Here is a 21,004-nt window from a genome sequence, read left to right on the forward strand (position 1 = left end):
TTATGAAAATTCATTTAAAATTTAATTTGGGTTGTCGATTTTCTGAAATAGGTTTTGACCTGAACATCTCATTCTGACCAATGAAAAGCTGTACTACCTGACTTTTGATGCGGCGTTGGTGTATAAAACCAGCCACGAAATCTTGTCATATCATCAGATCCCCGGCATCAAAGAACTGCTGACGCGACGCCTGCCGGGTGACAGCGTGATCAAAGCTGGGGATCGGATATCACTGAGATTAAGTGACCGCCATTGCCATCTCTTTGCGATGTCTGGTGAGGCTTAATCTTAGTTAAACTGAATAAAATGACACGCCACCCGGTGCCCTGGCGACACTTCACGTAATTCCGGCACCGTCGCATGGCACTGCGCTTCTGCCTGCGGGCAGCGTGACGAGAAGCGGCAGCCGGAGGGAGGCCGTGACGGATCCGGAATCTCCCCGTTAATCACCGCGATGGGTTCATGTTGTGGGTCGAGCGTCGGTACGGCGGCCAGTAGCGCCTGTGTGTAGGGATGCAGCGGCTGACTAAACAGGGCGTCGCGGCTGGCGGTCTCCACCAGTTGCCCGAGATACATCACAGCCACGTCATCGCAAAGATGTTCCACCACGCCGAGATCGTGCGAAATAAACAGGAAGGTGACGCCATGGTCATCGCGCAGATCGGAAAACAGGTTGATGATCTGCGCCTGAATGGAGACATCCAGCGCTGAAATTGGCTCATCGGCGATAATAAAGTCCGGGTTGAGAATCAGTGCCCGTGCAATGCCAATGCGCTGGCGTTGTCCCCCCGAGAATTCGTGCGGGAAACGCGGGTAATGCTGTGGAGCCAGCCCACATATCTTCATCACCGCGATCACCCTGTCGTACAACTCCGCTCGGGTGCAGAGTTTATGCGCCAGTAGCGCCTCACCAATGGCATCGCCGATACGCATACGCGGATTGAGGGAGCTGTAGGGATCCTGAAACACCAGCTGGATTCTGGGCCGCAGTGACTGCATTTCCCGCGCCGTCAGCGTCGACAGGTCCTGCCCCCGGTACTTAATCGTGCCAGCGGTTTTATCATGTAACCCCAGCACTGTGCGGCCTACGGTAGTTTTGCCGCTGCCGGATTCGCCGACAAGACCGAAGATGGTACCCGGGCGGATGCGAAAGCTGACACCGTCAACGGCACGAAGCTGCCCGGTTTCCTGACCAAACAGGCCATCGCGTATCGGGAAGTGCTTCTTCAGCGCGTCCACTTCAATTATGTATTCAGAACTCATGCGAAAGATTCCACTTTTTCCCGGTGAAAACAGGCGGCCTGCCGTGTTGTACCCACCAGCGGTGGTATGCCTGCCCGGCAGATTTCACTGGCGCGATCGCAGCGGTCAAAAAAAGCGCAGAATGCGGGCAGCGCGGTAAGGTCCGGCACCTGGCCGGGGATGGAGTAGAGCCGACGTCGCCGCTCGCCGGGAACCGGTCGGGAGGCGATCAGCCCCTGGGTATAGGGATGCAGCGGATTACGCAGTACCTCTGCGGTGGGGCCGTATTCAACAACCCGCCCGGCATACATCACGACTACCTGCTCCGCCATCCGGGCAATGACGCCCAGATCATGGGTGATCAGCATCAGCGCCATCTGGCTGGCACGGGCCTGATCGCGCAGCAGACACAGAATCTGGGCCTGAACGGTGACGTCCAGCGCGGTGGTTGGCTCGTCAGCAATCAGCAGTTTCGGCTGGCAGCTGAGTGCCATCGCAATCATGATGCGTTGCAGCATGCCGCCGGAAAGCTGGTGCGGGTAGCTGGTCATCAGACTCTCCGCGCGCGCCAGCCCGACGCGGCTAATCAGCGCGATCGCCTGCTGCCAGGCGGCTTTAGGCGACTCCCCACGATGGCGAATCAATGGCTCACACAGCTGCTCGCCAATGGTCAGCACCGGATTGAGGGCGCTCATTGGTTCCTGAAAAATCATCGCCAGCTGGTTGCCTCGCAGGTCGGCCATCCTGGCTGGATTGAGTGTAAGCAGATCCTGCCCCTGGAAGCGGATGGCTCCGCCGTCAATACGTGCGGCCTGCGGCGGCAACAGTCCCATCAGCGACATGGCGGTAACGCTTTTGCCACAGCCGGATTCGCCGACAATACCCAAGGTCTGTCCGGCATGAATAGTAAAGGAGACCTCCTGCACGGCCTGCACACGCCCCTGTTCGGCGGCAAAGGAGACGGATAACTGTTCGAAGGTGATCAGTGGCTGGCTCATTTCTGGCTCCGTTTCATGCGGGGATCGAGCGCATCACGCAAGCCGTCGCCCAGTACGTTGATAGCAACCACGGTGATAAAGATGGCGATGCCCGGTGGCATCCACAGCCACGGGCGACGCTGGAAGTCGATCAGGCTATTGGCGGCATCCATCATATTGCCCCAGGAGGGGGTCGGCGGGACGACGCCAAGACCGAGATAGCTCAGCGCCGACTCGCTCAGAATGGCGTTCGCCACAGCCATCGTCGCCATGACCACCAGAATCGGGATGGTATTGGGCAGCAGATGACCAAACAGGCGGCGACGTGATGACAGGCCCAGTACCTGCGTTGCCAGCATAAAATCACGCTCGCGCAGCGAAAGGATTTGCCCGCGCACCAGCCGCGCCAGTTTAGGCCACTCTAGCAGGCTCAGCATGATGACCACCATATAGATGCGCGCATCCGCTGAAAAATCGAGCTCCGACAGCATGGCGCCGGCGACAATCAGCAGCGGCAGACTGGGAATGGTCATGACCAGATCGGCCAGACGCATAATCAGCTTGTCGGTCAGGCCACCCGCGTAGCCCGATACGGCACCGAGCAGATACCCCAGCGCCACCGATAGCAACATCGTCAGCAGGCCAATGGTCAGCGAAATGCGCCCGGCAAGGAGCAAACGGGTGTAGACATCCCGCCCCAGGAAATCGGTTCCCAGCCAGTGCTGTGCCCCTGGCGGTTTGTTGATCATCAGGGCATCCGTGGCGTCATCCTGCCACGGCGACCAGATTGGCCCCAGCACGCACCAGATCGCCATGACAACCAGTAAAACCAGGCACACCATCGCCAGAGGATTACGCCGTAATGCCTGCCATGCCTGACGCCACGGTGAGGACGTGGCCTGGGCCAGTGCCGGGATTACCGCTTTGCGCAGGCGGCGTTGCGTGGAAAAAAGTGAACTGATCATCATGAACTCACCCGAATACGCGGGTCAGCCCACGCGTAAAGCACGTCGGCCAGAAGATTGCCGAGGATAGTTAATACCGCCAGAAACAGCGTGAAACCCATCAGCACCGGATAGTCACGGGCAGCGAGCGAATCGATGTGGATGTGTCCTGCACCCGGCCAGTTGAAGACTTTTTCGGTGATGAGGGCACCCGAGAACAATCCCGGCAGCTCAAAGCCGAGCAGGGTAATGATCGGCAGCAGCGCATTGCGTAACGCATGTTTCATGATCACCGTGCGTTCGCGTAAACCTTTTGCCCGAGCAGTGCGGATGAAATCCATTTTGATGACGTCGAGCATGCTGGCGCGAAAATAGCGCGTCAGGCTGCCCGCCTGCAACATCACCAGTGCCAGCACCGGCAGCATCAGGTGGGCCCCCACCTGCACAATATAGGCCCAGCCGCTGTCATCACTGCCGGTGTTGGTCATGCCGCCGACCGGCAACCAGTGCAGGTCTACCGCGAACCATTTGATTAACAGCAGGCAGAGAAAAAAGGTCGGAAAAGACATTGCGGCAAACACCAGCACGCTGACCAGATGATCGAACCACGAGTTGGGTTTGATTGCCGACGCGATACCGGCGGCAAGGCCAATTCCCCAGTAAAACACCAGTGCGACACTGGCGAGCAGGAAGGAATTCCAGACGTATTGATTGAGCAACTGAGTGACAGGAATCTGGTATTGCAGTGAGAAACCCAAATCACCCCGTAACAGCTGGCCGAGCCAGTGCAGATAGCGGGTGAGCAGCGGCTGATCAAGGCCGTAAATCGCCTTCAGCTCAGCCGCGCGCGCGGCTGTCAGCGTCACGTTGCCATCAATAAAGTCACCGGGTGTCTTTGCAAACAACATAAAGATGATAAAAGAGGCAAACAGCAGCATGGGCAGGGTGTTCAGCAGCCGCCTCAGGATAAAATTTCTCATGGTATTCTCATATCAGCCGTCAGGAAGTCCTGACGGCTGAACAGTGGGCAAGGTTACTTAACGATTCTGACGTCTGGCAGACTGCCGGTCAGGCCGTTATAGATATCCGGTTTAAAGCCGGTCACGCGGGCGCTGCTGGCGGAGAGGATCTGGCGATAACCGAGCAGGATCACCGGCGGGTCATCTGCCAGCACTTTGTACAGCTGGTGGTAAATCGGTTTGCGCTGTGCCACATCCAGCACCGCATTGCCTTCATTGATCAGCTTATCCACCTGAGGATTTTTATAACCGGACTCCTTAGCCTCGGTGCTGTAGTAATCCCATACCCCGTCATGCGGATCGTTTAACGTGCTGGTACTAAAGGACGCCAGGTCGTAATTGCCCGCTTTGCGCTGGGCCATCAGCGCATTGAAGTCCACCACCTGGGGTTTCAGTAGCACGCCAATTTGTTGCCAGTCCTCTTTGGCGATCGGGATGAGCGCGTCGTTCAGCACTTTTTTACTTGCCAGTAAGGTCAGTTCAAGACGTTTGCCGTCCTTTACGCGAATACCATCGGAACCGGGTTTCCAGCCCGCCTCATCAAGCAATTTTTTCGCCTGTGCCGGATCGTATTTGTAGGGATTCACGCCATCCGGGTTATATGCCCAGGAGATGGGCGCGATAGGTTCGATGGCAACCTTGCCATACCCCTGGTACACCACATCGATTAGCTTCTGACGATCCAGCCCATATATCAGCGCCTGACGCACCTTCGCGTCCTGCAACGCCGGGCGGCGAACGTTGAACTCGACTTTACTGTAATCACTGGACCCGTAGAGATTGATATTGGCAAAGCCGAGCAGTTTCAGCTGTTCAATATCATCCGGTCGTGAAGTAAAGGCGTCGTAATCCGTTTCACCGGTCTGGAACAACTGGAAATTGGTTGAGGGGTTAGTGACGCGATAAATAAAACGAGGCGTTGGCGGTGTGCCACGATAAAAGTGGCTATTGGCATGAAAACGAATTTCCTGCCCGGGGATGTATTTGTCATAGACATAGGGGCCATTGCCCAGCGGTTTGCCATGCAGTGTGCGCAGATAGTCAAGATTGCCACGCTGATAGCCTTTGCCGTAATAAGCTTCCGACAGCACCGGCCCGCCAATTTTTGCCAGTGTGGTTGCGCCAGGTTGTGTGGTGGTGATCTGGAGTGTGAGGGGATCGATGACTTTCAGGCCACTGACGCTGTCGGCTTTACCTGCTTTATATTCCGCGCCCCCGGCAATATTCGCGAGGGTGATGTCGGTGTCACCATCATATTTCGGGTCGTAGAGGACGGTAAGGGTAAAGGCAACGTCTTTGGCGGTGAGTGGGGAGCCATCGCTGAACGTCAGATCGGGGCGAAGCTTAATAGTATAGACTTTGTTATCCGGGCTTACCGTCCAGCTTTGCGCCAGACCCGGCACCAGATTGCCGTGGCTGTCCCAGTCAATCAGGCGTGAAAAAATGACGTTGGTGACATTTTCATCCCAGCCGTTGACAAAAAAGTAAGGGTTAAAAATCCCCTGAGGTTCAGAAATGCCCGCCACCACCGTGTCTTTGCGCAATTTCGCCGCTGCCGGAATCTGGCTGGAATCGGTGGCTGGGGTGATACCCTCTTTTAGGGCATCGTCGGCAAACGTCATGGCGCTGAAAGCTGCCAGACTGCTGAAGAGTGCTATTTTAAGTCTGTACTGCATGCTTTGTTTGTTTATTAAACTGACCAAAAGAGATCCCTCAAAAATATTATGGCAATGTTCATTTACAAAAACTGAAAATTAATCTTCCCCTGATCCGGTGTCTAACAATCAAACGCTATAACAAATAACGAAATGTCCTTATGTTATTTATGGATAAGCTTGGGAATACTTTTCTTTATTACAAGAATGCGACTCAGATCAACGTTACGGCACAATAAAAAGATCGGTTACGAATCTGGACGTCCGCGCTATTTTTTACATGTTAAGCCGGAATGCCGCGATAAGGACATTTGCCGCTGACTTTCTTCGGGATTTCATTCGCGCCCAACGTGCGAAACTTGCGGCAGTGCTGTCCAGCCCAGCTCCGGCGCAATCAGCGTCGCAAAATCGCTGATAATCTGGCTGTACTCCGCATAATGCAATTCATAAGGCAGTTCGATTCTCAGCTCATTCACCAGACGTAAGACGGGATCGTTAAACAGCCGTTCGAGAATCTGCTCCGCACTGCCCACGATATCCTGAGAGAACAGGGTGCGTCGGGAGCTCTGGGGTGCCAGAGTGCGTGGGTAGCGGCTGGCGGCAAACTGCTGATAATGTCTGCGGGTGGTGGCATCCGCACTGTCGGTGGGAATGATGACGCGTCCCAGGGCGATGCGCGCCGCACGCCGACCGGAAGCCGCAAGATTTTCACGATACAGCTGGATTTGCGCCCGCTGTGCCTGGTAAAAATCATCCGTTTCTTCACCGGAGGTGAGATTACCCGCGAGCAGATTAAACCCGTGGCTGCCAGCCCAGCGCGCCGAACGAAGTGATCCTCCGCCATACCACAATCTGTCAACCAGACCGGCAGCAAAGGGCTGAACACGCGGGCGTTGCGTATTACCGGGTGAGAGAATGACCGTATTATCATCGCCGAAGAAGCGGCCACTCAGGTTATCGCGCAGAGTCAGGACGCGCTGGTAAGAAAAATCCTGCTGCTGCCAGGCATCACCCCAGACAGAATGACCGATTAACTCAAGATGATTAGGCGCGCCTGCGCTCAGGCCGACATTCAACCGTCCCCTGGCGAGAATATCCACTGTCGCCAGGTCTTCGGCCAGACGAAATGGACTCTCATAACCCATCTGAATCACGGCGCTGCCCAGTTCTATCTGGCGGGTACGTTGTGTGGCGGCGGCGAGAAAGGTGCTGGCTGACGATACGCCATGTTCCAGATGTCGCTGGCGTACCCAGGCACCATTAAAACCCAGCTGTTCACCGCGTTCGAACAGCTGTAACGTCTGTTCAAGACCCTGAAGTGGAGCGTCATCAGGATAATTCCCCGGTGTCAGAAACGAGATATGCGAGATAGCCGGTTGCGTCATTCTGTTTTACTCATAGCGGGGCTTTAAGGCGTCAGCGTGACAACATGCTGGCGAATATCCGGATGGCTGGCGATCAGACCCTGTTGCTGATACCAGTTGGCTATATGCCCGATATGGGTTATCGCGGCGTCATCGACCGGCGTGATGGGAACGGTGTTGACCCTGCCCAGCAGAGCCGCCAGTGTGCTTCCCTGCTGCCCCATTTGTGAAGCCCAGATCTTACCTGCCTCAAGCGGATGGGCTTTGGCCCAGTGGTTCTCTTGCTGCAATACGTCATAAACCCAGTTAAGCACTTGGGGGTTCGCCTGATAAAATGCCTCGCTGACGAAATAACCTGCTGCATTTTCCGAACCAATCTGCTGACCCGTACTCAGCTGGCGGGCGTCATAACTCTGTCTGGCCAGAGAGAGGAAGGGGTCCCATGTCGCCCAGGCATCGACATGTCCCCCCACAAATGCCGTACCGGTGTCGGAAGGGCTGAGATAAACTTTGGTCACCTCCTGCTCCGGAATCCCGGCACGATCCAGCGCGCGTGAGAGCAGATACTCGCCGGTCCCGCCTTTATTCACCGCCACCTTTTTGCCGCGCAGATCCTGCAATGAATGGATATCACTGCTATTGCGTACCACAATCCCTTCACCTTCGGCGGGCATGGCCTGATAAGCAAAAAAACGCAACGGCAAACCCGCAGCGATGGCGGTAACAAACGCTGTGGAGCTGCCGGTGGTCATGTCAATTGAACCGGCATTTAACGCTTCATAAGCAGGGGCGGCAGCCGCAAACGGGCCCGACCAGACGACGTTCACCTGATGCGCGGCCAGCGCTTTTTCCAGCGTTCCTTTTTCTTTAGCCAGCGCTAAGTCCGTGGGGCCACGCAGAAAACCAATGCGCAGCGTGAGCGGTTCAGTCGCCATCGCCATCCCGGCACACAGTATCAGTGCAGCAACAGCGGTACGGGGTATCCAGCGGGTCATATCTGTCTCCTGGCGTTCAGGGATAAAGCCATCGGGATGAAACCCACGGCAAAAAGATCGTCAGCCTGCTGCTGCTGTTCGGCTAACAGAGCGTCACTGGCAGGGGTGAGACCCCAGGGACGCCCGCGTATTGTTTTCAGCCACTCATCAGGCAGGATGGCCGGGTTGAGTTTGTCGGCAAGAATCTGCGCGGCGCCTACCGGATGCTGCTCAATCCAGGCATCATTTACGCGCAACTGTTTCACGATCCAGGCGGCTACTTCGGGGTAGCGTTGCTGCCAGGCTGCACGCGTCCAGAACAGTGAACGGTTAATGATTTCATCGCCGACGGCGGAGCGCGCAACGACATCCTTTATCTGTAACGCACGAGTCAGCCAGGGATCGATTGCCAGCCAGCCGTCAATGTCGCCATTGAGTAACGCAGTCATGGCATCCTGCCCCTGCAGGTCCAGCAGTGTGACATCGGTGCGGCGCAGGTTCTGTTTTTGCAGCAGACGCGCCAGAAAATGATCGGTGAAAGAACCGGGCATGCCCGTCAGTCGCTTAGCACGCAGCGAGGAGATAGCGTTGCTTTGCAATGTCAGCAACGCGCAATTGTTATTACGTGGCGGCGAGCTGGCGAGATAAGCGACGTCCAGCCCGGTGGCCTGCGCACTTATCGGCGGGGTTGATCCGGTGCCAACCACATCGACCTGTTCATCAGCCAGCCACTCGCCGCTGCGTGCGCCCTGGGTATAGTCGAACCATTCCAGCTGCCAGCCTCGGTCTCTGGCGGCAGGTTCGATGACACCACGATGGCGCAAAATAAACAGCGAGAGATTACTGGGATGGCTTCCCAGACGGATTTTCATTGTGCTGGATCTCCACTTCTGACCGGACGATCCCACAGATTTCCCCAGGTAAAGGTATTCTTTGCCGCGTCATCCGGCGTGGTGAGTGACAGTCGTGGCATCACCAGTTCGCTAAAGCGATAGGCTTCCTCCAGCAAGGGGAAACCGGATAGGATAAACACCTCAACCCCCGCCTGCTGATAGGCTCGCAGGGTGCGTTCGACCGTTTCCGGACTGCCGACGATAGCGGTGCCAGGTCCGGGACGCACCAGGCCAATGCCCGCCCACAGTCCGGGGTAGATCTCCAGCTCGCGCGGATCGGCGGGTTTCTGGTCATTGTGCAGGGCACTCATACGGGACTGACCTACGGAGTCTGACCCGCGGGCCAGATGCTGCCGGGCGGCAATGGCGCTGTCGTCCATTGAGGCATAAAGTGCGTCTACTGCCTGCCACGCAAGTTCATCAGTTTCGCGCACGATCACATAAAGACGAATGCCGTAGCGTAACTGGCGAAGGTGTTTATCGGCTCTGGCTCTCACCTGGGCGATTTTCTCTGCGGCCTGCGGCGGTGTTTCGCCCCAGGAGAGATAGGTGTCGATGTGCTTTGCCGCGACTTCCTGTGCCGCTTCAGAAGAGCCACCAAACCACAGCGGTGGCGGAGGATATCCGCCATTGCTCAATGCCAGCCTGGCGTTCTCAATATCTAGGTGTTCCCCTTTGAAGCTGACATTTTCCTGATTGAGCAAGGGACGTAATACCTGCAAAAATTCGTCACTGAGATCATATCGGGCATCGTGATCCAGGTGCATGCCGTAAGCGCCCAGCGTATTTTTATCACCGCTGACCACGTTGAGAAGCACCCGGCCTTTCGAAAACTGGTTAAACGTCACGGCCATTTTGGCTAGCAGGGTGGGTGAGATCAGACCCGGCTGGATAGCAATCAGGAATTTCATGCGTTCGGTATAGGGAATGAGTGACGCCCCCAGAATCCAGGGATCATGTGCACCGGTCGCCAGCAGCGCGCCGGTAAAACCCAGATGATCTACCGCGCGGGCGACCTGCTGGAAATAGGCGTAGTTGACCTGCCGGCTGCCGGAGGCGGCCCAGGGTTGATGACCGTCTGGCGCGGTCAGATACCAATAAATTTCCACGGTGGTTCTCAAAGCAATACAAACAGGAACCAAAGGAATAACAAAGGGTTATTGCGAGGGGAAATACTAATTATGGCAAAGTTTATCCATATCCAGGCTTAAGGTTATTTATCAACCCGGGTTGTGAATGTTGTTAAAATAAACGCGACCCTAAAGGGCGTTGTTTATGCGTTATTAACAGTGATTCGCTTTAACGTCATATTTTGACGCTTTACGGCGTTAAATAAGGCATCAGCAGGTCGATATCATTGGCAGGAGATACTGATTGCGCTTTTTTGTCAGGCAATGTTGTCCGGGGTGGGTATCAGTTACCCGCTTGCCCATTTCAGGCTGGCATCATCACAATCAGAGTTTATTAAAGAGGAAATGTGCTTTGTCTGATAAAAGAATGATGACGCATCGCGGATTGCTTTCCCTGTGAGTTATTCTCTGTGGTGTTGACTGTCATTGAACATTTGTTGTGGAACATTTGAACAGATGTCAGAAAAGAAAAAAGCCCGCTCAGTTTCCTGAGCAGGCTTCTCGAATTTGGCTCCTCTGACTGGACTCGAACCAGTGACATACGGATTAACAGTCCGCCGTTCTACCGACTGAACTACAGAGGAATCGTGTGAACGAGGCGAATATTAATGGCGCCTCAGTCAGGTGTCAACAGCTTAAAACGTATTTATATTCAATTGGCTAGCAATAGTACAAAGCGATCGCGATTTAAGCAGGTTCTGATGTCAATTGCGCCAGGCGTGCCAGCGGGTCCTGACGATAGAATTGCTGGAGATGCTGATACATCACTGGAAAACGGTTGGCCAATAAATCAGGCGCGCTGAAGAAGTATTCCGACAGCACCGCAAAGCATTCTGCGGCATCGCTGGCGGCGTACGGATCGATGGTGGCGGCCTGTTCACCCACCAGCTCCACTTCGGCTTCAATCTCAGCCATGGCGTGTTGCAGATCTTTTTCCCAGCTAGCGACATCGCGCAGTGCCATCACCGGAATGCCGCTGGTGTAGCCGCTGCCGCGCGCATCGAGCTTATGTGCCACTTCGTGAATCACCAGATTAAATCCGGAGAGATCAAAGGAATCCTGAATATCGAGCGCATTCAGCACCACCGGGCCTTGCGTCCAGCTTTGTCCGGCATGCACTGCGGGCGCGTGATGCACCAGACCATTGTCATCTTCCCAGCGATCGTCAACATTAAACGGTTCGGGATAGATCAGCACTTCATGAAAGCCATCGAGCCACTCGACGCCCAGTTTCAATACCGGCAGGCAAAATAACAACGCCAGACGGGTGAGCAGCAGTTCATTGAGCTGCAGGCCTTGCAGTGGAGAGATTTTTTTCTGCTGCAGAAAGCGCTGCGCGAGGGCAACAAGAGCGTGCTGTTCCTGGTGATCGAGCAGGGAGAAGATCGGTTGCGCCAGCGCCTGCTGCCAGGGAAGCGCTACGACTGAAGTCTCTCTTTGCGCATGCCACGGCCATTTGAACATCGCATCACTCACTCTTCAGGGCGAAAACAGTATCCTGACGCGGCGAAGAGAAAATTGCCAGCGCGGAATCAAAGCCGACTATTCAACCAGTTAGTTAGCGATGTGTCTGTGATAAAGGTGGCAAACCGGGAAGTAAGATCGGAAGGGGAGAGGTCGCCACGCATGACGACCTTAAATGACGCAGTTGATGGCAAACACTTTACCCTGCGCGTTCAATACGTTCAAAGGCAATGACCCATACCCAAGGATTAACTTCCCAGCTGGTGGCGCCATACTGTTTCTGCCACGCTTTGCGATAGGCTTCTTTCGGTGATTCCGCATTCATGTTCATGGTGAAGAAGTTGTTCAGGAAGTGCGTATCGGTCTGGACGCCCTCCGCCATAATGTCGTCTTCACTGATATCCTGAATTTTCTCGGCCCGCACTGAGGTAATTCGCAAATCGATACGACTGGCCCAGCGCGGCATATGTATTGCTGTTTGCCAGCCAAACTGCTCGGCATTGTGCAAATGCTCATCCAGTTGCCCCAGCTCGTTGCTGTCGGCGCGATACTGGCAAAAGGCGGGATGGCGGAACGGCAGCGGATCGCGCTCGTATTCAGCCAGCTGCTCTTCAGGAACGATGGGGCCACGCCAGGTTTCACGTACCCACAATCCGTCACCCGCCTGGCCATACGGGCAGTGTGAGCTGACATCGGTCATCGACATTAATTTATAGCCGTGCAGGTGGTTAGCGCTGACGTCAAACGCATGTACGCCTTCATGGTGATCCTGGCCTGGACCAAAGGCCTGCGTTTTCATAATGCGTCGGGTCTGTGTCTGCTGGCCAACCAGCAGGGCGCGCACCCGCTGTTCGGAAAAAAGAATCGGCCGTTCTTTCATTGCATACCTCATATTGTTTCACCAACCCGGAAAGTGCGAAGCATCCTCCGCATCCGTAGATGAGAGGAGTAGCATAATGGGTTTGAATCAGTTTGCTTAATAATTTGTCGCCTCAGTATCAGGCAATTCTTGCAATTTTAGGTTTTAAAAATGGTTCATAAGCAAAATGTGTGCTGAAAAAGACTTCGACAGAATCGGAAGCCAGAATTTTTCCAGATACAGTACGTTATAAAGGCCAGAATGGGAACCTTTTCAGATTATGTCGCGTTGAATAACCCGTTTTAACGGCAAAAAGACAGCATATTTAACTGGAATAAAACCCTGTCGCGAAATTTGTTGATGACCTAAATAGATTACCGCCATTAAACAGAGTTAGTTAACTAAAACGACGCTAAGGAAATGCCGAAAGCGTAATGGGCGCTGGGCAAGCGGCGTTAACAGCGCTATAACATGATCGGGATCGCATTTTTTTGCTTAGCACATCCAGGAATGATGTAAAAAAAGTGTCATTACCCAGCCGCTATGATGTCCGCAGGAGCAGCACCCTGTACAGGCAGTGCTAAATAACAGCAATAAAAGGAGAAGCACGATGTCACTTACCCGCTGGCAACAACGCTATGAGAACTGGCTGCAGCTGAACTGGTTGCACGATGACAAAGCCCACGATATCGCGCATCTGCGCCGCGTGTGGATGAGCGCGAAACGCATCATGCAGCACAGCGATGCCGATCCGATGGTGGTCCTCACCGCCTGCTATTTCCACGATGTGGTTAACCTGCCTAAAAACCACCCTGAGCGCCATTTGGCCTCAACCTATGCCGCGCAAGAGACACGCCGAATTCTGCAGCAGGATTTCCCCGATTTCCCGTTTGAGCGTCTGGATGCCGTGGCCCATGCGGTTCAGGCGCACAGCTTCAGCGCCCGCATTGCGCCACAAACGCTGGAAGCGAAAATCGTCCAGGACGCCGATCGTCTGGAGTCTTTAGGTGCTATCGGCCTGGCGCGCGTTTTCTACACGGCAGGAGCGCTTGGACGGCCGCTGTTTGATAGCGAAGACCCGCTGGGAAAAGAGCGTGAGCTGGATGATGTAAAGTGGACGCTGGACCATTTTCAGAAAAAGCTGCTCGGTTTACCGCAAACCATGCAGACGGAAGCAGGGCGTCTTCTGGCGGAGCATAACGCGGAATTTCTGGTGCACTACATGGGGAAACTTTGCGCAGAACTACAAGGCAACCTGACCTCAATTGACGAGTCAGTATTAAGAGATTTAAGCCCCATACACTCTTAATATTAAATTTTTATGACAGTCTGTTAACTTTCACCTGCTTCCGCTACGTTGTTGTAAATCAAAAGGGAGTATGAAAATGACCGAGACCGTTAACTTAACCATTAAAATTGACCCGGCGCTGAAAGATCACATCAAGCAGTTAGCCGCAGATAACCAAATCTCCATGAGTCAGGAGATCGTTAACCGCCTGCAGGCCAGTTTAGATGCGGTTGAGCACCCGGCCATTGACAGCCTGGATACGCAAGAAGCCTGTACCGAACAGCTTTCAGCCGCCGAATTGAAACAGGTTCGGGCGCTGCTGAAGAAAAGCAAGAAGAAGAAATAAGCAGAAAACCCGTCGATTGACGGGTTTTTTATTACGCGGCGTTAAATGTCGTGAATACGGAACTGCTGCGCGCGCTGCGCCAGACGGTCAGATAGCGCACGCAACTGCACGGCAGATTGCACCTGTTGCGCATTCAGGGCTTCGTTTTGCTGCAGCTGGTCGCTCATCTCGACCACTTCTCGGGCTATTTTTTTCACCCGATGGCTCTGTGCCGAACTGTTTTGCTGCAGCTCGTTCAGCTGCGTCACAATGCCGGAAACCGCACCGCCGATCTGTGCAAAAAGCACTTCCAACGCCTTAACCTTATCGAAACCATCATTGACGTGCTGCTGTGTGTGCTGAATCAGTCCATCGATCTGTCGCGTTGATGCGCCGCTTTGCTGAGACAGTAAGCCCATCTCTTTGGCGACCACCGAGAAACTGCGCCCATAAGCACCTGCATGCGCGGACTCAATCGCGGCATTCAGTGATAGCAGGCGTGTTTGCATCGAAAGGCTATCCAGCATGCCGACAATACCGGCGATATCCCCTGACGCGGCGACAATCTGCTGCATCTGATTTTCCATTTTATCGACTTCTACGGCGCAATTGCGCATCAGATCATCCGCCGATTGTGCTTCCTGGGTAGCCTGCAGCGAAAACTGGGTCCCAATCTCCACCTCTTCAGAGACGCGATCTAAACGCTGCGACAGATGATGGAAGCTGGCGTTTTGCTTCTGATGTTGCTGCATCACCTTCTCATTGTGTTGCTGCATCTCTTCGGCACCGGCGGCGACGCTCACCGCCACGGTGTTGATGTCGCTAACAATCTGTTGCAGGCCGCTGCGCATGGTATCAATCGACTGGAACAGTTGGCGCGTCTCGAGCGATTGACGACGCGGCGTGTCATGACAGGCGATCAGGTCGCCAGTGGCAATCTGTGCCAGCTGTCCGTTGGCACGCCGCAGCGGCAGCAGGACCCCGCGCATCAGCAGGCTGGAGGCCAGCATTAACAAGAGCATCAGCACCGCGCTAACGATGAGCGACAGATTACGGCTCTGCTTCAGCGTGCTTAGCGTATTGTGATTCACGCTGCCGAGTTGCTGATTGGCCTGTTCGATCTCATTAAACCAGGCATCATTGAACTGTTGCTGGAATGCCTGCATCGGCACCATAAAGAAGGCATTGATGTCGTTGGCAGCCAGACCTTTCAGCTGCTCCTGTAAACCTGCCGCCAGCATGGCAAACCCTTGTGCCAGCGGGCTGTCAGCCCTGGCATGATAAGCGGTAAATTGCCGCTCGGCCTGGTTAAGCGAATCACTGGCGGCGGCGGCCAGACTTTTCCAGCTATCCACCGAGCCACTTTGCTGATCCTGCATTAAATAAATCCCGGCGCGGTGGCTATTGTCGCTGGCGGTGAGCAGTTCGATGCGGGCTTTATCCAACAGCGCCAGGCGTTCGCGCAGCTGATTAGCCTGCTGCAGCGATGTCTGCGTCTGGTTTACCTGCCCGTTGAGTAGCAGGACGCCGGCAAACTGCAGCAAACAGAACAGCACAATGAACAACAGGAACTGACTTCGCAAACTGGTGAGCCATAGCGGGATGCGCAGAGAGACGCGCGAGCGCAGCCGCAGCGGCAGCGCGATAACGGAAAGGAGTGACATCGAACGCCTCCAAAAAATAAAAAAGGAGTATTGGCAGCGTGCGTGACAGTTTGGTGACAGCGGGCGCGATTCTGCTGAAAACAGCATAAAGCGCGGCCCTAAATGAAATTGTGGTCCTGAAGCGCTAACTGTTTTGGCGCGCGTGTTGTTCAATCAGCGGCAATAGCAGCTGTGCGACCGCAGCAAATACCGGCACCACTACCGAGTTGCCAAACTGCTTGTAGGCCTGAGTGTCTGAGACGGGAATACGAAAATGCGTTTCGCCTGGCGCTTCAAATCCCATCAGACGGGCACATTCGCGCGGCGTCAAGCGGCGTGGGCGACGCGCCATGTTTGCGGGGTGCTGGAAGTCCGCTTCGCCTTGAGCCTGATCCCAGCCACGATCGATGAGGATTTCCGAGCCATCTTTGTAATAACGCGCCGATAGGGTTCGCACGCAAATATTGGCTTTACGCGGATCGTTGAGGCCAAAGCCGAATCCATTGCCTTTGGCTTTATGCTTTTTCGCATACTGGTACAGATAATTCCACAGGGTTGGCGACAAGGTGTATTTTGCCTCCGGCTGTGGCTCCAGCAGGCTCTGTAATGACGGAACCTGTTGCGGATAGAGCGCGGGCAGGGCGCGCAGGGAAAACCCCTTGCTGAGCCCGCTATCACGGCGAATCCCTACCAGCACAATACGTTCACGATGCTGCGGCAGGAAGTGACGCGAATCGACAATTTTCGCATCCGGCAAGCCGCTGTCGTTGGCGTCCGCCACGTCATAGCCCAGCTCATCCAGGGTTGACATGATGATGGCGAAGGTGCGTCCTTTATCGTGGCTTTTAAGGTTTTTGACGTTTTCCAGCACAAAGAACGGCGGCTTCTTGGCCGCAAGAATGCGCGCGACATCGAAAAACAGCGTACCCTGCGCTTCACACTCAAACCCGTGCGCGCGACCGAGCGCATTCTTTTTGCTGACGCCCGCCAGCGAGAAGGGCTGACAAGGAAAGCCCGCCAGCAATACCTGATGATCGGGAATGGCGCGATCGATAGAGTGATAAATCGCCTGCTCATCATCGATGCCAGCCGGTTGCGTCACCAGACGAATATCACTGTTGAACTGGTGCTGAAGCGGATCGCTATATAAATTGGCTTTGTAAGTGCGCACGGCTTCTTTATTCCACTCGCTGGTGAACACGCACTGCCCGCCAATCTGCTCAAAGCCACGGCGAATACCGCCAATACCGGCAAACAGATCGATAAACTGGAATGTAGCGTGATCATAGTGGGCCGGACGTGCCGGGAGCAAGGCTTGCAGGCTGGCCACTTCACGGCTTGAGAGCGCCGGTGCCACACTTTTGCCCGTACGGATGCGATTCAAACGCGGCACGCTCCAGTCGAGGCCACCGGCTTCGCTAAGCGTGGTCACCACATCACGCGCGGCATAGATATCGAGCACCTGCAGTAACAGCGACGTCGCGTCATCCTGAGAAGAGGTGGAAGGGACGGGCGCGGCGGGGTCGAGAGCTAGCATGCGTATTTCCTTAACAGTGAGGCGGCTATGCTAACACTCATCACGCAACGAGGAAATTGGCGCGGTGCTTGCTTTCGCTTTTGAGCTAAACCGCTAAAGTTGAAGGAGCGCCAAAACAAGGAGACGCCATGGCAGACGTCCACTCGCAAGCTATACGCAGCAAAAACATGCGCGCCATTCGTAATAAGGATACGGCGATAGAGCAGCGCATTGCGTTGATTTTGAAAGATCGCGGCTTTACCTATCGCGTGCAGGATAAGGCGCTGCCCGGCAGGCCTGATTTTGTCTTGCCCGCGGAGAGAGCAATTATCTTTGTGCATGGCTGTTTCTGGCATCGCCATCACTGCTATCTCTTCAAAATGCCGGCCACGCGCTCTGAATTCTGGAGTGGCAAAATCAATAGTAACGTCGAACGCGATCGACGTTACATTCAACAACTGCGAGAAGGAGGCTGGAAAGTACTGATTGTTTGGGAGTGCGCGCTGCGTGGCAAACTGCAGCTGGAGGACGGCGCGCTGATAGAACGCCTGGAAGAGTGGCTGTTGGCGGTTGACGACAGCAGCGAAATCGATCATCAGGGTTTGCATCACTATCGCGTTGATTAACGCGTGATTGTTGCTTTTAGCGGTTATAACAGTTTAGATCTCCCTTTTCTCTGGAGCGCGGAATCGAGCCATGAGCAGCATCAAACTTACCGTTAAGCGCCTGTATCAACTCCGCGATGAGCGGATGGTGAATACCCACGCCACAGCGCGCATTTATCTTGGCGACCGGCTGGTAGCCACCGAAGAGATCAGCGGCATGACGGAAAGTCCGGTAAGCAAGTATCTGCATGCCGACGATCTGACCGGGCCGTTACGCGTGGAATGGGACTGTGTGGGCATTGCCGATATGTCGGTCACGGCAGTTGAGCGTTGCCCCTGTTGTCAGGATCACGAACCGGAATAAATAAGGAATACCACTTTGGCAGGATCCAGTTTACTCACGCTTCTGGACGATATTGCGACCTTGCTCGACGATATCTCAGTAATGGGCAAAGTAGCGGCAAAGAAGACCGCCGGCGTATTGGGCGACGATTTATCACTCAATGCGCAACAAGTTAGCGGCGTAAAAGCCAATCGGGAACTGCCCGTTGTATGGGGGGTGGCGAAGGGCTCTTTTCTTAACAAATTGATCCTCGTGCCGCTGGCGCTGCTTATTTCAGCGTTTGCGCCGTGGCTGATTACCCCGCTGTTAATGATTGGCGGTGCCTATCTCTGTTATGAAGGGGTGGAGAAGGTGCTGCACAGCCTCAACCACGATAAGGCGGAACAAAGCCCGGAGGCGCGGCAGCAGCGGCTGGACAAGCTGGCGCAGCAGGACGCGCGGGCCTTTGAAAAGGATAAAGTGAAGGGCGCGGTGCGCACTGACTTTATCCTCTCGGCGGAAATTGTGGCGATAACCCTGGGGATTGTCTCCGAAGCGCCGCTGCTCAATCAGGTGCTGATCCTGGCCGGCGTGGCGATTTTAGTCACTATCGGCGTTTACGGTATCGTGGCGATGATTGTGAAAATTGACGATCTCGGTTTCTGGCTTAAGGAGAAATCCTCCACGGTCGCGCAGGCAATAGGTGGCGTGTTACTGGCGCTGGCACCCTGGCTGATGAAAATCCTGACGCTGGTGGGCACCCTTGCGATGTTTCTGGTCGGTGGCGGCATTGTGGTACACGGCATCACGCCGTTACATCATGCCATCAGCGAATACAGCGCCGGGTTCAACAGTTTTATCTCCGCTCTGCTCAGCAACGGTGCTAATTTGGTGATCGGCTTTATCATTGGGTCGATCGTGCTGCTGGGCGTAAATCTGATTGCTAAGCTGCGCAGCTAGCGGTTATAAAGCGCTGTAAATTTCTAATCACGGTCAGGAGAACGATGATGAACGACGATATGTTTGAATTTGATATCGATGCACAGCTGGAACAGGCTGAGGCCAAAGCAGCAGAAAAAGCCAACGAAGTCCCTGTAGATCTCAGCGATGAAGCGGATTGCGAAGGCTGCAAAATCTAATTTTCCTGTCCAGGACGTGCGCTAAAAGCCGACAATAAAAATTGTCGGCTTTTTTTATTATCAGCATTTTTAACTGCTTATTCTGATTTAGTAGAAGTAATAGATTTATCGTATAGGAAAAAAACGTGCACAGCTGCTATACCTAAAATCGTTCATTCAACGGTTAAAGGAGGGGGCGGTATGATCTTTGCAATCAGTGACGAAGTTCAGCACAAACAGGGCGGACCCACGATGGTGGTGACCGGCTATGCCAGCGGAATGGTCGAGTGTCGTTGGTATGACGGCTATAGCGTGCGCCGTGAAGCATTTCACAGTGACGAACTCAGCCACTCTTCTTCTGGCGCGCAGCAGCTGGCCAGTTAAATACATTCGGGACGGTAACAGCGCCGTCCCGAATGTAGTTCTCCCACACAGGCTACACCTTGCCGTCATTATCCTCTTCTACTGCCTGATAGATGCGTTGCAGGATGTCGGGAAACGCCGACTGCACGCGGCTCCAGCTCGGAATAAAAGGCTTCTCGTTAGGACGTTCAATAAAGGCCTGTCCGGCATCGAGAATCGCCTGAGTAAACATCTCCACCGCCGCTTCTTCGATGTGTTGATCAAACTTGAGGCCGTTCATGGTGGCTTCGTGGTTATAGATCTCCATCATATCCAGCGCATTACGATAGTACGTTGCCTTCAGCACGCGGAACGAATCGCTGGTGAGCGGTACGCCCATGGTCGCCAATTTACGTAATAACGACTGCACAATATCATTGCTCATGCGCTTTAATCCGCCGGTGCCATCATCTTCAGCCAGCGGCTGATGTTTGTGGTCGTAATTATCGGCGATTTCAACCTGGCAGGTTTGGCGGGTGGTGTAATTACGATAAATCTCCGAAAGCACGCCAATTTCCAATCCCCAGTCGCCGGGAATCTTAATGCCGTTAAGCACGTGAGTACGCATGGCAAATTCACCAGACAGCGGATAGCGGAAGCTGGTGAGGTAGTCGAGATACTCCGAATGGCCATAAACCTTTTGCAGCGAGCGCAACAGCGGTCCCACCAGCAAACGCCCCACGCGGCCATTTAGCTTGCCGTCGGCCACGCGTGCATAAAAACCTTTGCAGAACTCATACTGAAAAGCCGGATTGGCGAGCGGATAGAGCAGACGCGCCAGCATACCGCGCTCATAGGTGACGATATCGCAGTCGTGCAGTGCCACGCACTGGGTGCGATCGGAGGCCAACGTGTAGCCGGTACAGAACCACACGTTGCGGCCTTTGCCGGGCTGGCTCGGCGATAATCCCTCTTTATCCAACTCGGCATCCAGCGCTTTCAGCCGCGGTCCATCATTCCACAAAATGCGATGCCGCTGCGGCAGGCGCGAGAAAAATTCACGTGCGAACAGAAACTGGTCGCGATCGGCGCGATCCAGACCAATCACAATCTCGTCGAGATAGGGGACTTTCGCCAGTTCGTTGACGATGTTGTCCAGCGCAGGGCCTTCCAGCTCGGAGAACAGCGACGGTAAAATGAGCCCCATTTTGCGTTTGCGCGCAAAGCGTACCATCTCTTTTTCCAGCGATTCAACGCTGCGGTGGGTGAGATTATGAAAATTAGTAATGACACCATTCTGGTAAAAATCACTCATCGTCTCATC

21 protein-coding genes and 1 tRNA gene are annotated in these 21,004 nt (G+C 54.4%); 7 read left to right on the forward strand and 15 right to left on the reverse strand.

Annotation, left to right across the window (positions count from 1 at the left end; translation table 11 throughout):
- Window positions 1-288: 288 nt before the first annotated feature.
- The 12 genes from CRO19_RS17070 to CRO19_RS17125 all read right to left on the reverse strand — a co-directional run bounded on the left by CRO19_RS17070 (window position 289) and on the right by CRO19_RS17125 (window position 12,542).
- Window positions 289-1,263, reverse strand: a complete 975-nt coding sequence (locus CRO19_RS17070) for an ABC transporter ATP-binding protein (RefSeq protein ID WP_097096900.1) — start codon at window positions 1,261-1,263, stop codon at window positions 289-291.
- Complete coding sequence (locus CRO19_RS17075; protein ID WP_097096901.1) at window positions 1,260-2,240, reverse strand: ABC transporter ATP-binding protein; 981 nt, start codon at window positions 2,238-2,240, stop codon at window positions 1,260-1,262. Before CRO19_RS17075 ends, CRO19_RS17070 begins: the two co-directional genes overlap by 4 nt.
- Complete coding sequence (gene opp4C / locus CRO19_RS17080; RefSeq protein WP_176519219.1) at window positions 2,237-3,184, reverse strand: oligopeptide ABC transporter permease; 948 nt, start codon at window positions 3,182-3,184, stop codon at window positions 2,237-2,239. The genes CRO19_RS17075 and opp4C overlap by 4 nt, the downstream gene beginning before the upstream one ends.
- A complete protein-coding gene (locus CRO19_RS17085) occupies window positions 3,184-4,143 on the reverse strand; it encodes an ABC transporter permease (protein ID WP_097096903.1) in 960 nt (319 codons plus the stop codon). The genes opp4C and CRO19_RS17085 overlap by 1 nt, the downstream gene beginning before the upstream one ends.
- Before the next feature lie 53 nt (window positions 4,144-4,196).
- Window positions 4,197-5,858 (reverse strand): ABC transporter substrate-binding protein, encoded by a 1,662-nt coding sequence (locus CRO19_RS17090; protein WP_097096904.1) that lies wholly within the window; start codon window positions 5,856-5,858, stop codon window positions 4,197-4,199.
- 314 nt (window positions 5,859-6,172) lie between these two features.
- Complete coding sequence (locus CRO19_RS17095; RefSeq protein WP_097096905.1) at window positions 6,173-7,222, reverse strand: LLM class flavin-dependent oxidoreductase; 1,050 nt, start codon at window positions 7,220-7,222, stop codon at window positions 6,173-6,175.
- A 23-nt stretch (window positions 7,223-7,245) separates the two neighbouring features.
- Window positions 7,246-8,196: an aliphatic sulfonate ABC transporter substrate-binding protein gene (locus CRO19_RS17100; protein WP_097096906.1), complete on the reverse strand. Its 951-nt coding sequence runs from the start codon at window positions 8,194-8,196 to the stop codon at window positions 7,246-7,248.
- On the reverse strand, window positions 8,193-9,047 hold the full coding sequence (locus tag CRO19_RS17105; protein ID WP_097096907.1) for an ABC transporter substrate-binding protein: 855 nt from the start codon (window positions 9,045-9,047) through the stop codon (window positions 8,193-8,195). Before CRO19_RS17105 ends, CRO19_RS17100 begins: the two co-directional genes overlap by 4 nt.
- Complete coding sequence (locus CRO19_RS17110) at window positions 9,044-10,177, reverse strand: LLM class flavin-dependent oxidoreductase (protein ID WP_097096908.1); 1,134 nt, start codon at window positions 10,175-10,177, stop codon at window positions 9,044-9,046. Before CRO19_RS17110 ends, CRO19_RS17105 begins: the two co-directional genes overlap by 4 nt.
- 529 nt (window positions 10,178-10,706) lie before the next feature.
- Window positions 10,707-10,782, reverse strand: a tRNA-Asn gene (locus CRO19_RS17115).
- Window positions 10,783-10,885: 103 nt separating this feature from the next.
- Window positions 10,886-11,662 (reverse strand): DgsA anti-repressor MtfA, encoded by a 777-nt coding sequence (gene mtfA, locus CRO19_RS17120; protein WP_097096909.1) that lies wholly within the window; start codon window positions 11,660-11,662, stop codon window positions 10,886-10,888.
- A 199-nt stretch (window positions 11,663-11,861) separates the two neighbouring features.
- Window positions 11,862-12,542: an ASCH domain-containing protein gene (locus CRO19_RS17125; RefSeq protein ID WP_097096910.1), complete on the reverse strand. Its 681-nt coding sequence runs from the start codon at window positions 12,540-12,542 to the stop codon at window positions 11,862-11,864.
- Window positions 12,543-13,131: 589 nt separating this feature from the next.
- Here CRO19_RS17125 and CRO19_RS17130 point away from each other — a divergent pair.
- Together CRO19_RS17130 and CRO19_RS17135 are read left to right on the forward strand one after the other, a co-directional pair.
- The gene (locus CRO19_RS17130; RefSeq protein ID WP_097096911.1) at window positions 13,132-13,830 is read left to right on the forward strand and encodes a phosphohydrolase; all 699 of its coding nucleotides are present in this window, start codon (window positions 13,132-13,134) and stop codon (window positions 13,828-13,830) included.
- Window positions 13,831-13,906: 76 nt separating this feature from the next.
- Complete coding sequence (locus CRO19_RS17135) at window positions 13,907-14,155, forward strand: hypothetical protein (protein ID WP_097096912.1); 249 nt, start codon at window positions 13,907-13,909, stop codon at window positions 14,153-14,155.
- A gap of 41 nt (window positions 14,156-14,196) precedes the next feature.
- Here the strand turns inward: CRO19_RS17135 and CRO19_RS17140 are convergent, their stop codons facing one another.
- Window positions 14,197-15,798, reverse strand: a complete 1,602-nt coding sequence (locus tag CRO19_RS17140) for a methyl-accepting chemotaxis protein (protein ID WP_097096913.1) — start codon at window positions 15,796-15,798, stop codon at window positions 14,197-14,199.
- 124 nt (window positions 15,799-15,922) lie between these two features.
- Complete coding sequence (dcm, locus tag CRO19_RS17145; RefSeq protein ID WP_097096914.1) at window positions 15,923-17,314, reverse strand: DNA (cytosine-5-)-methyltransferase; 1,392 nt, start codon at window positions 17,312-17,314, stop codon at window positions 15,923-15,925.
- Between the two features lie 128 nt (window positions 17,315-17,442).
- On the opposite strand from dcm, the gene CRO19_RS17150 reads away from it, so the two are divergent.
- The 5 genes from CRO19_RS17150 (at window position 17,443) to CRO19_RS17165 (ending at window position 19,722) form a co-directional block, all read left to right on the forward strand.
- Window positions 17,443-17,919, forward strand: a complete 477-nt coding sequence (locus CRO19_RS17150; protein WP_097096915.1) for a very short patch repair endonuclease — start codon at window positions 17,443-17,445, stop codon at window positions 17,917-17,919.
- Between the two features lie 70 nt (window positions 17,920-17,989).
- Window positions 17,990-18,262 carry a hypothetical protein gene (locus CRO19_RS17155; protein WP_097096916.1) on the forward strand — a complete coding sequence of 91 codons (273 nt, stop codon included), beginning with the start codon at window positions 17,990-17,992 and terminating at the stop codon, window positions 18,260-18,262.
- Between the two features lie 15 nt (window positions 18,263-18,277).
- Window positions 18,278-19,180: a DUF808 domain-containing protein gene (locus CRO19_RS17160; RefSeq protein ID WP_097096917.1), complete on the forward strand. Its 903-nt coding sequence runs from the start codon at window positions 18,278-18,280 to the stop codon at window positions 19,178-19,180.
- A gap of 44 nt (window positions 19,181-19,224) precedes the next feature.
- Entirely contained in the window at window positions 19,225-19,359 is a 135-nt protein-coding gene (locus tag CRO19_RS26250) for a hypothetical protein (RefSeq protein WP_320204517.1), read from the forward strand.
- 180 nt (window positions 19,360-19,539) lie between these two features.
- Window positions 19,540-19,722, forward strand: coding sequence for a YodC family protein (locus tag CRO19_RS17165; RefSeq protein ID WP_097096918.1), 183 nt, complete (start codon window positions 19,540-19,542; stop codon window positions 19,720-19,722).
- Between the two features lie 52 nt (window positions 19,723-19,774).
- Here CRO19_RS17165 and CRO19_RS17170 read toward each other — a convergent pair whose 3' ends face one another.
- Window positions 19,775-20,995 carry a glycosyltransferase family protein gene (locus CRO19_RS17170; protein WP_097096919.1) on the reverse strand — a complete coding sequence of 407 codons (1,221 nt, stop codon included), beginning with the start codon at window positions 20,993-20,995 and terminating at the stop codon, window positions 19,775-19,777.
- Window positions 20,996-21,004: the final 9 nt, after the last annotated feature.

This window comes from Candidatus Pantoea floridensis, from assembly GCF_900215435.1.
In the GTDB taxonomy this organism is placed as follows: domain Bacteria; phylum Pseudomonadota; class Gammaproteobacteria; order Enterobacterales; family Enterobacteriaceae; genus Pantoea; species Pantoea floridensis.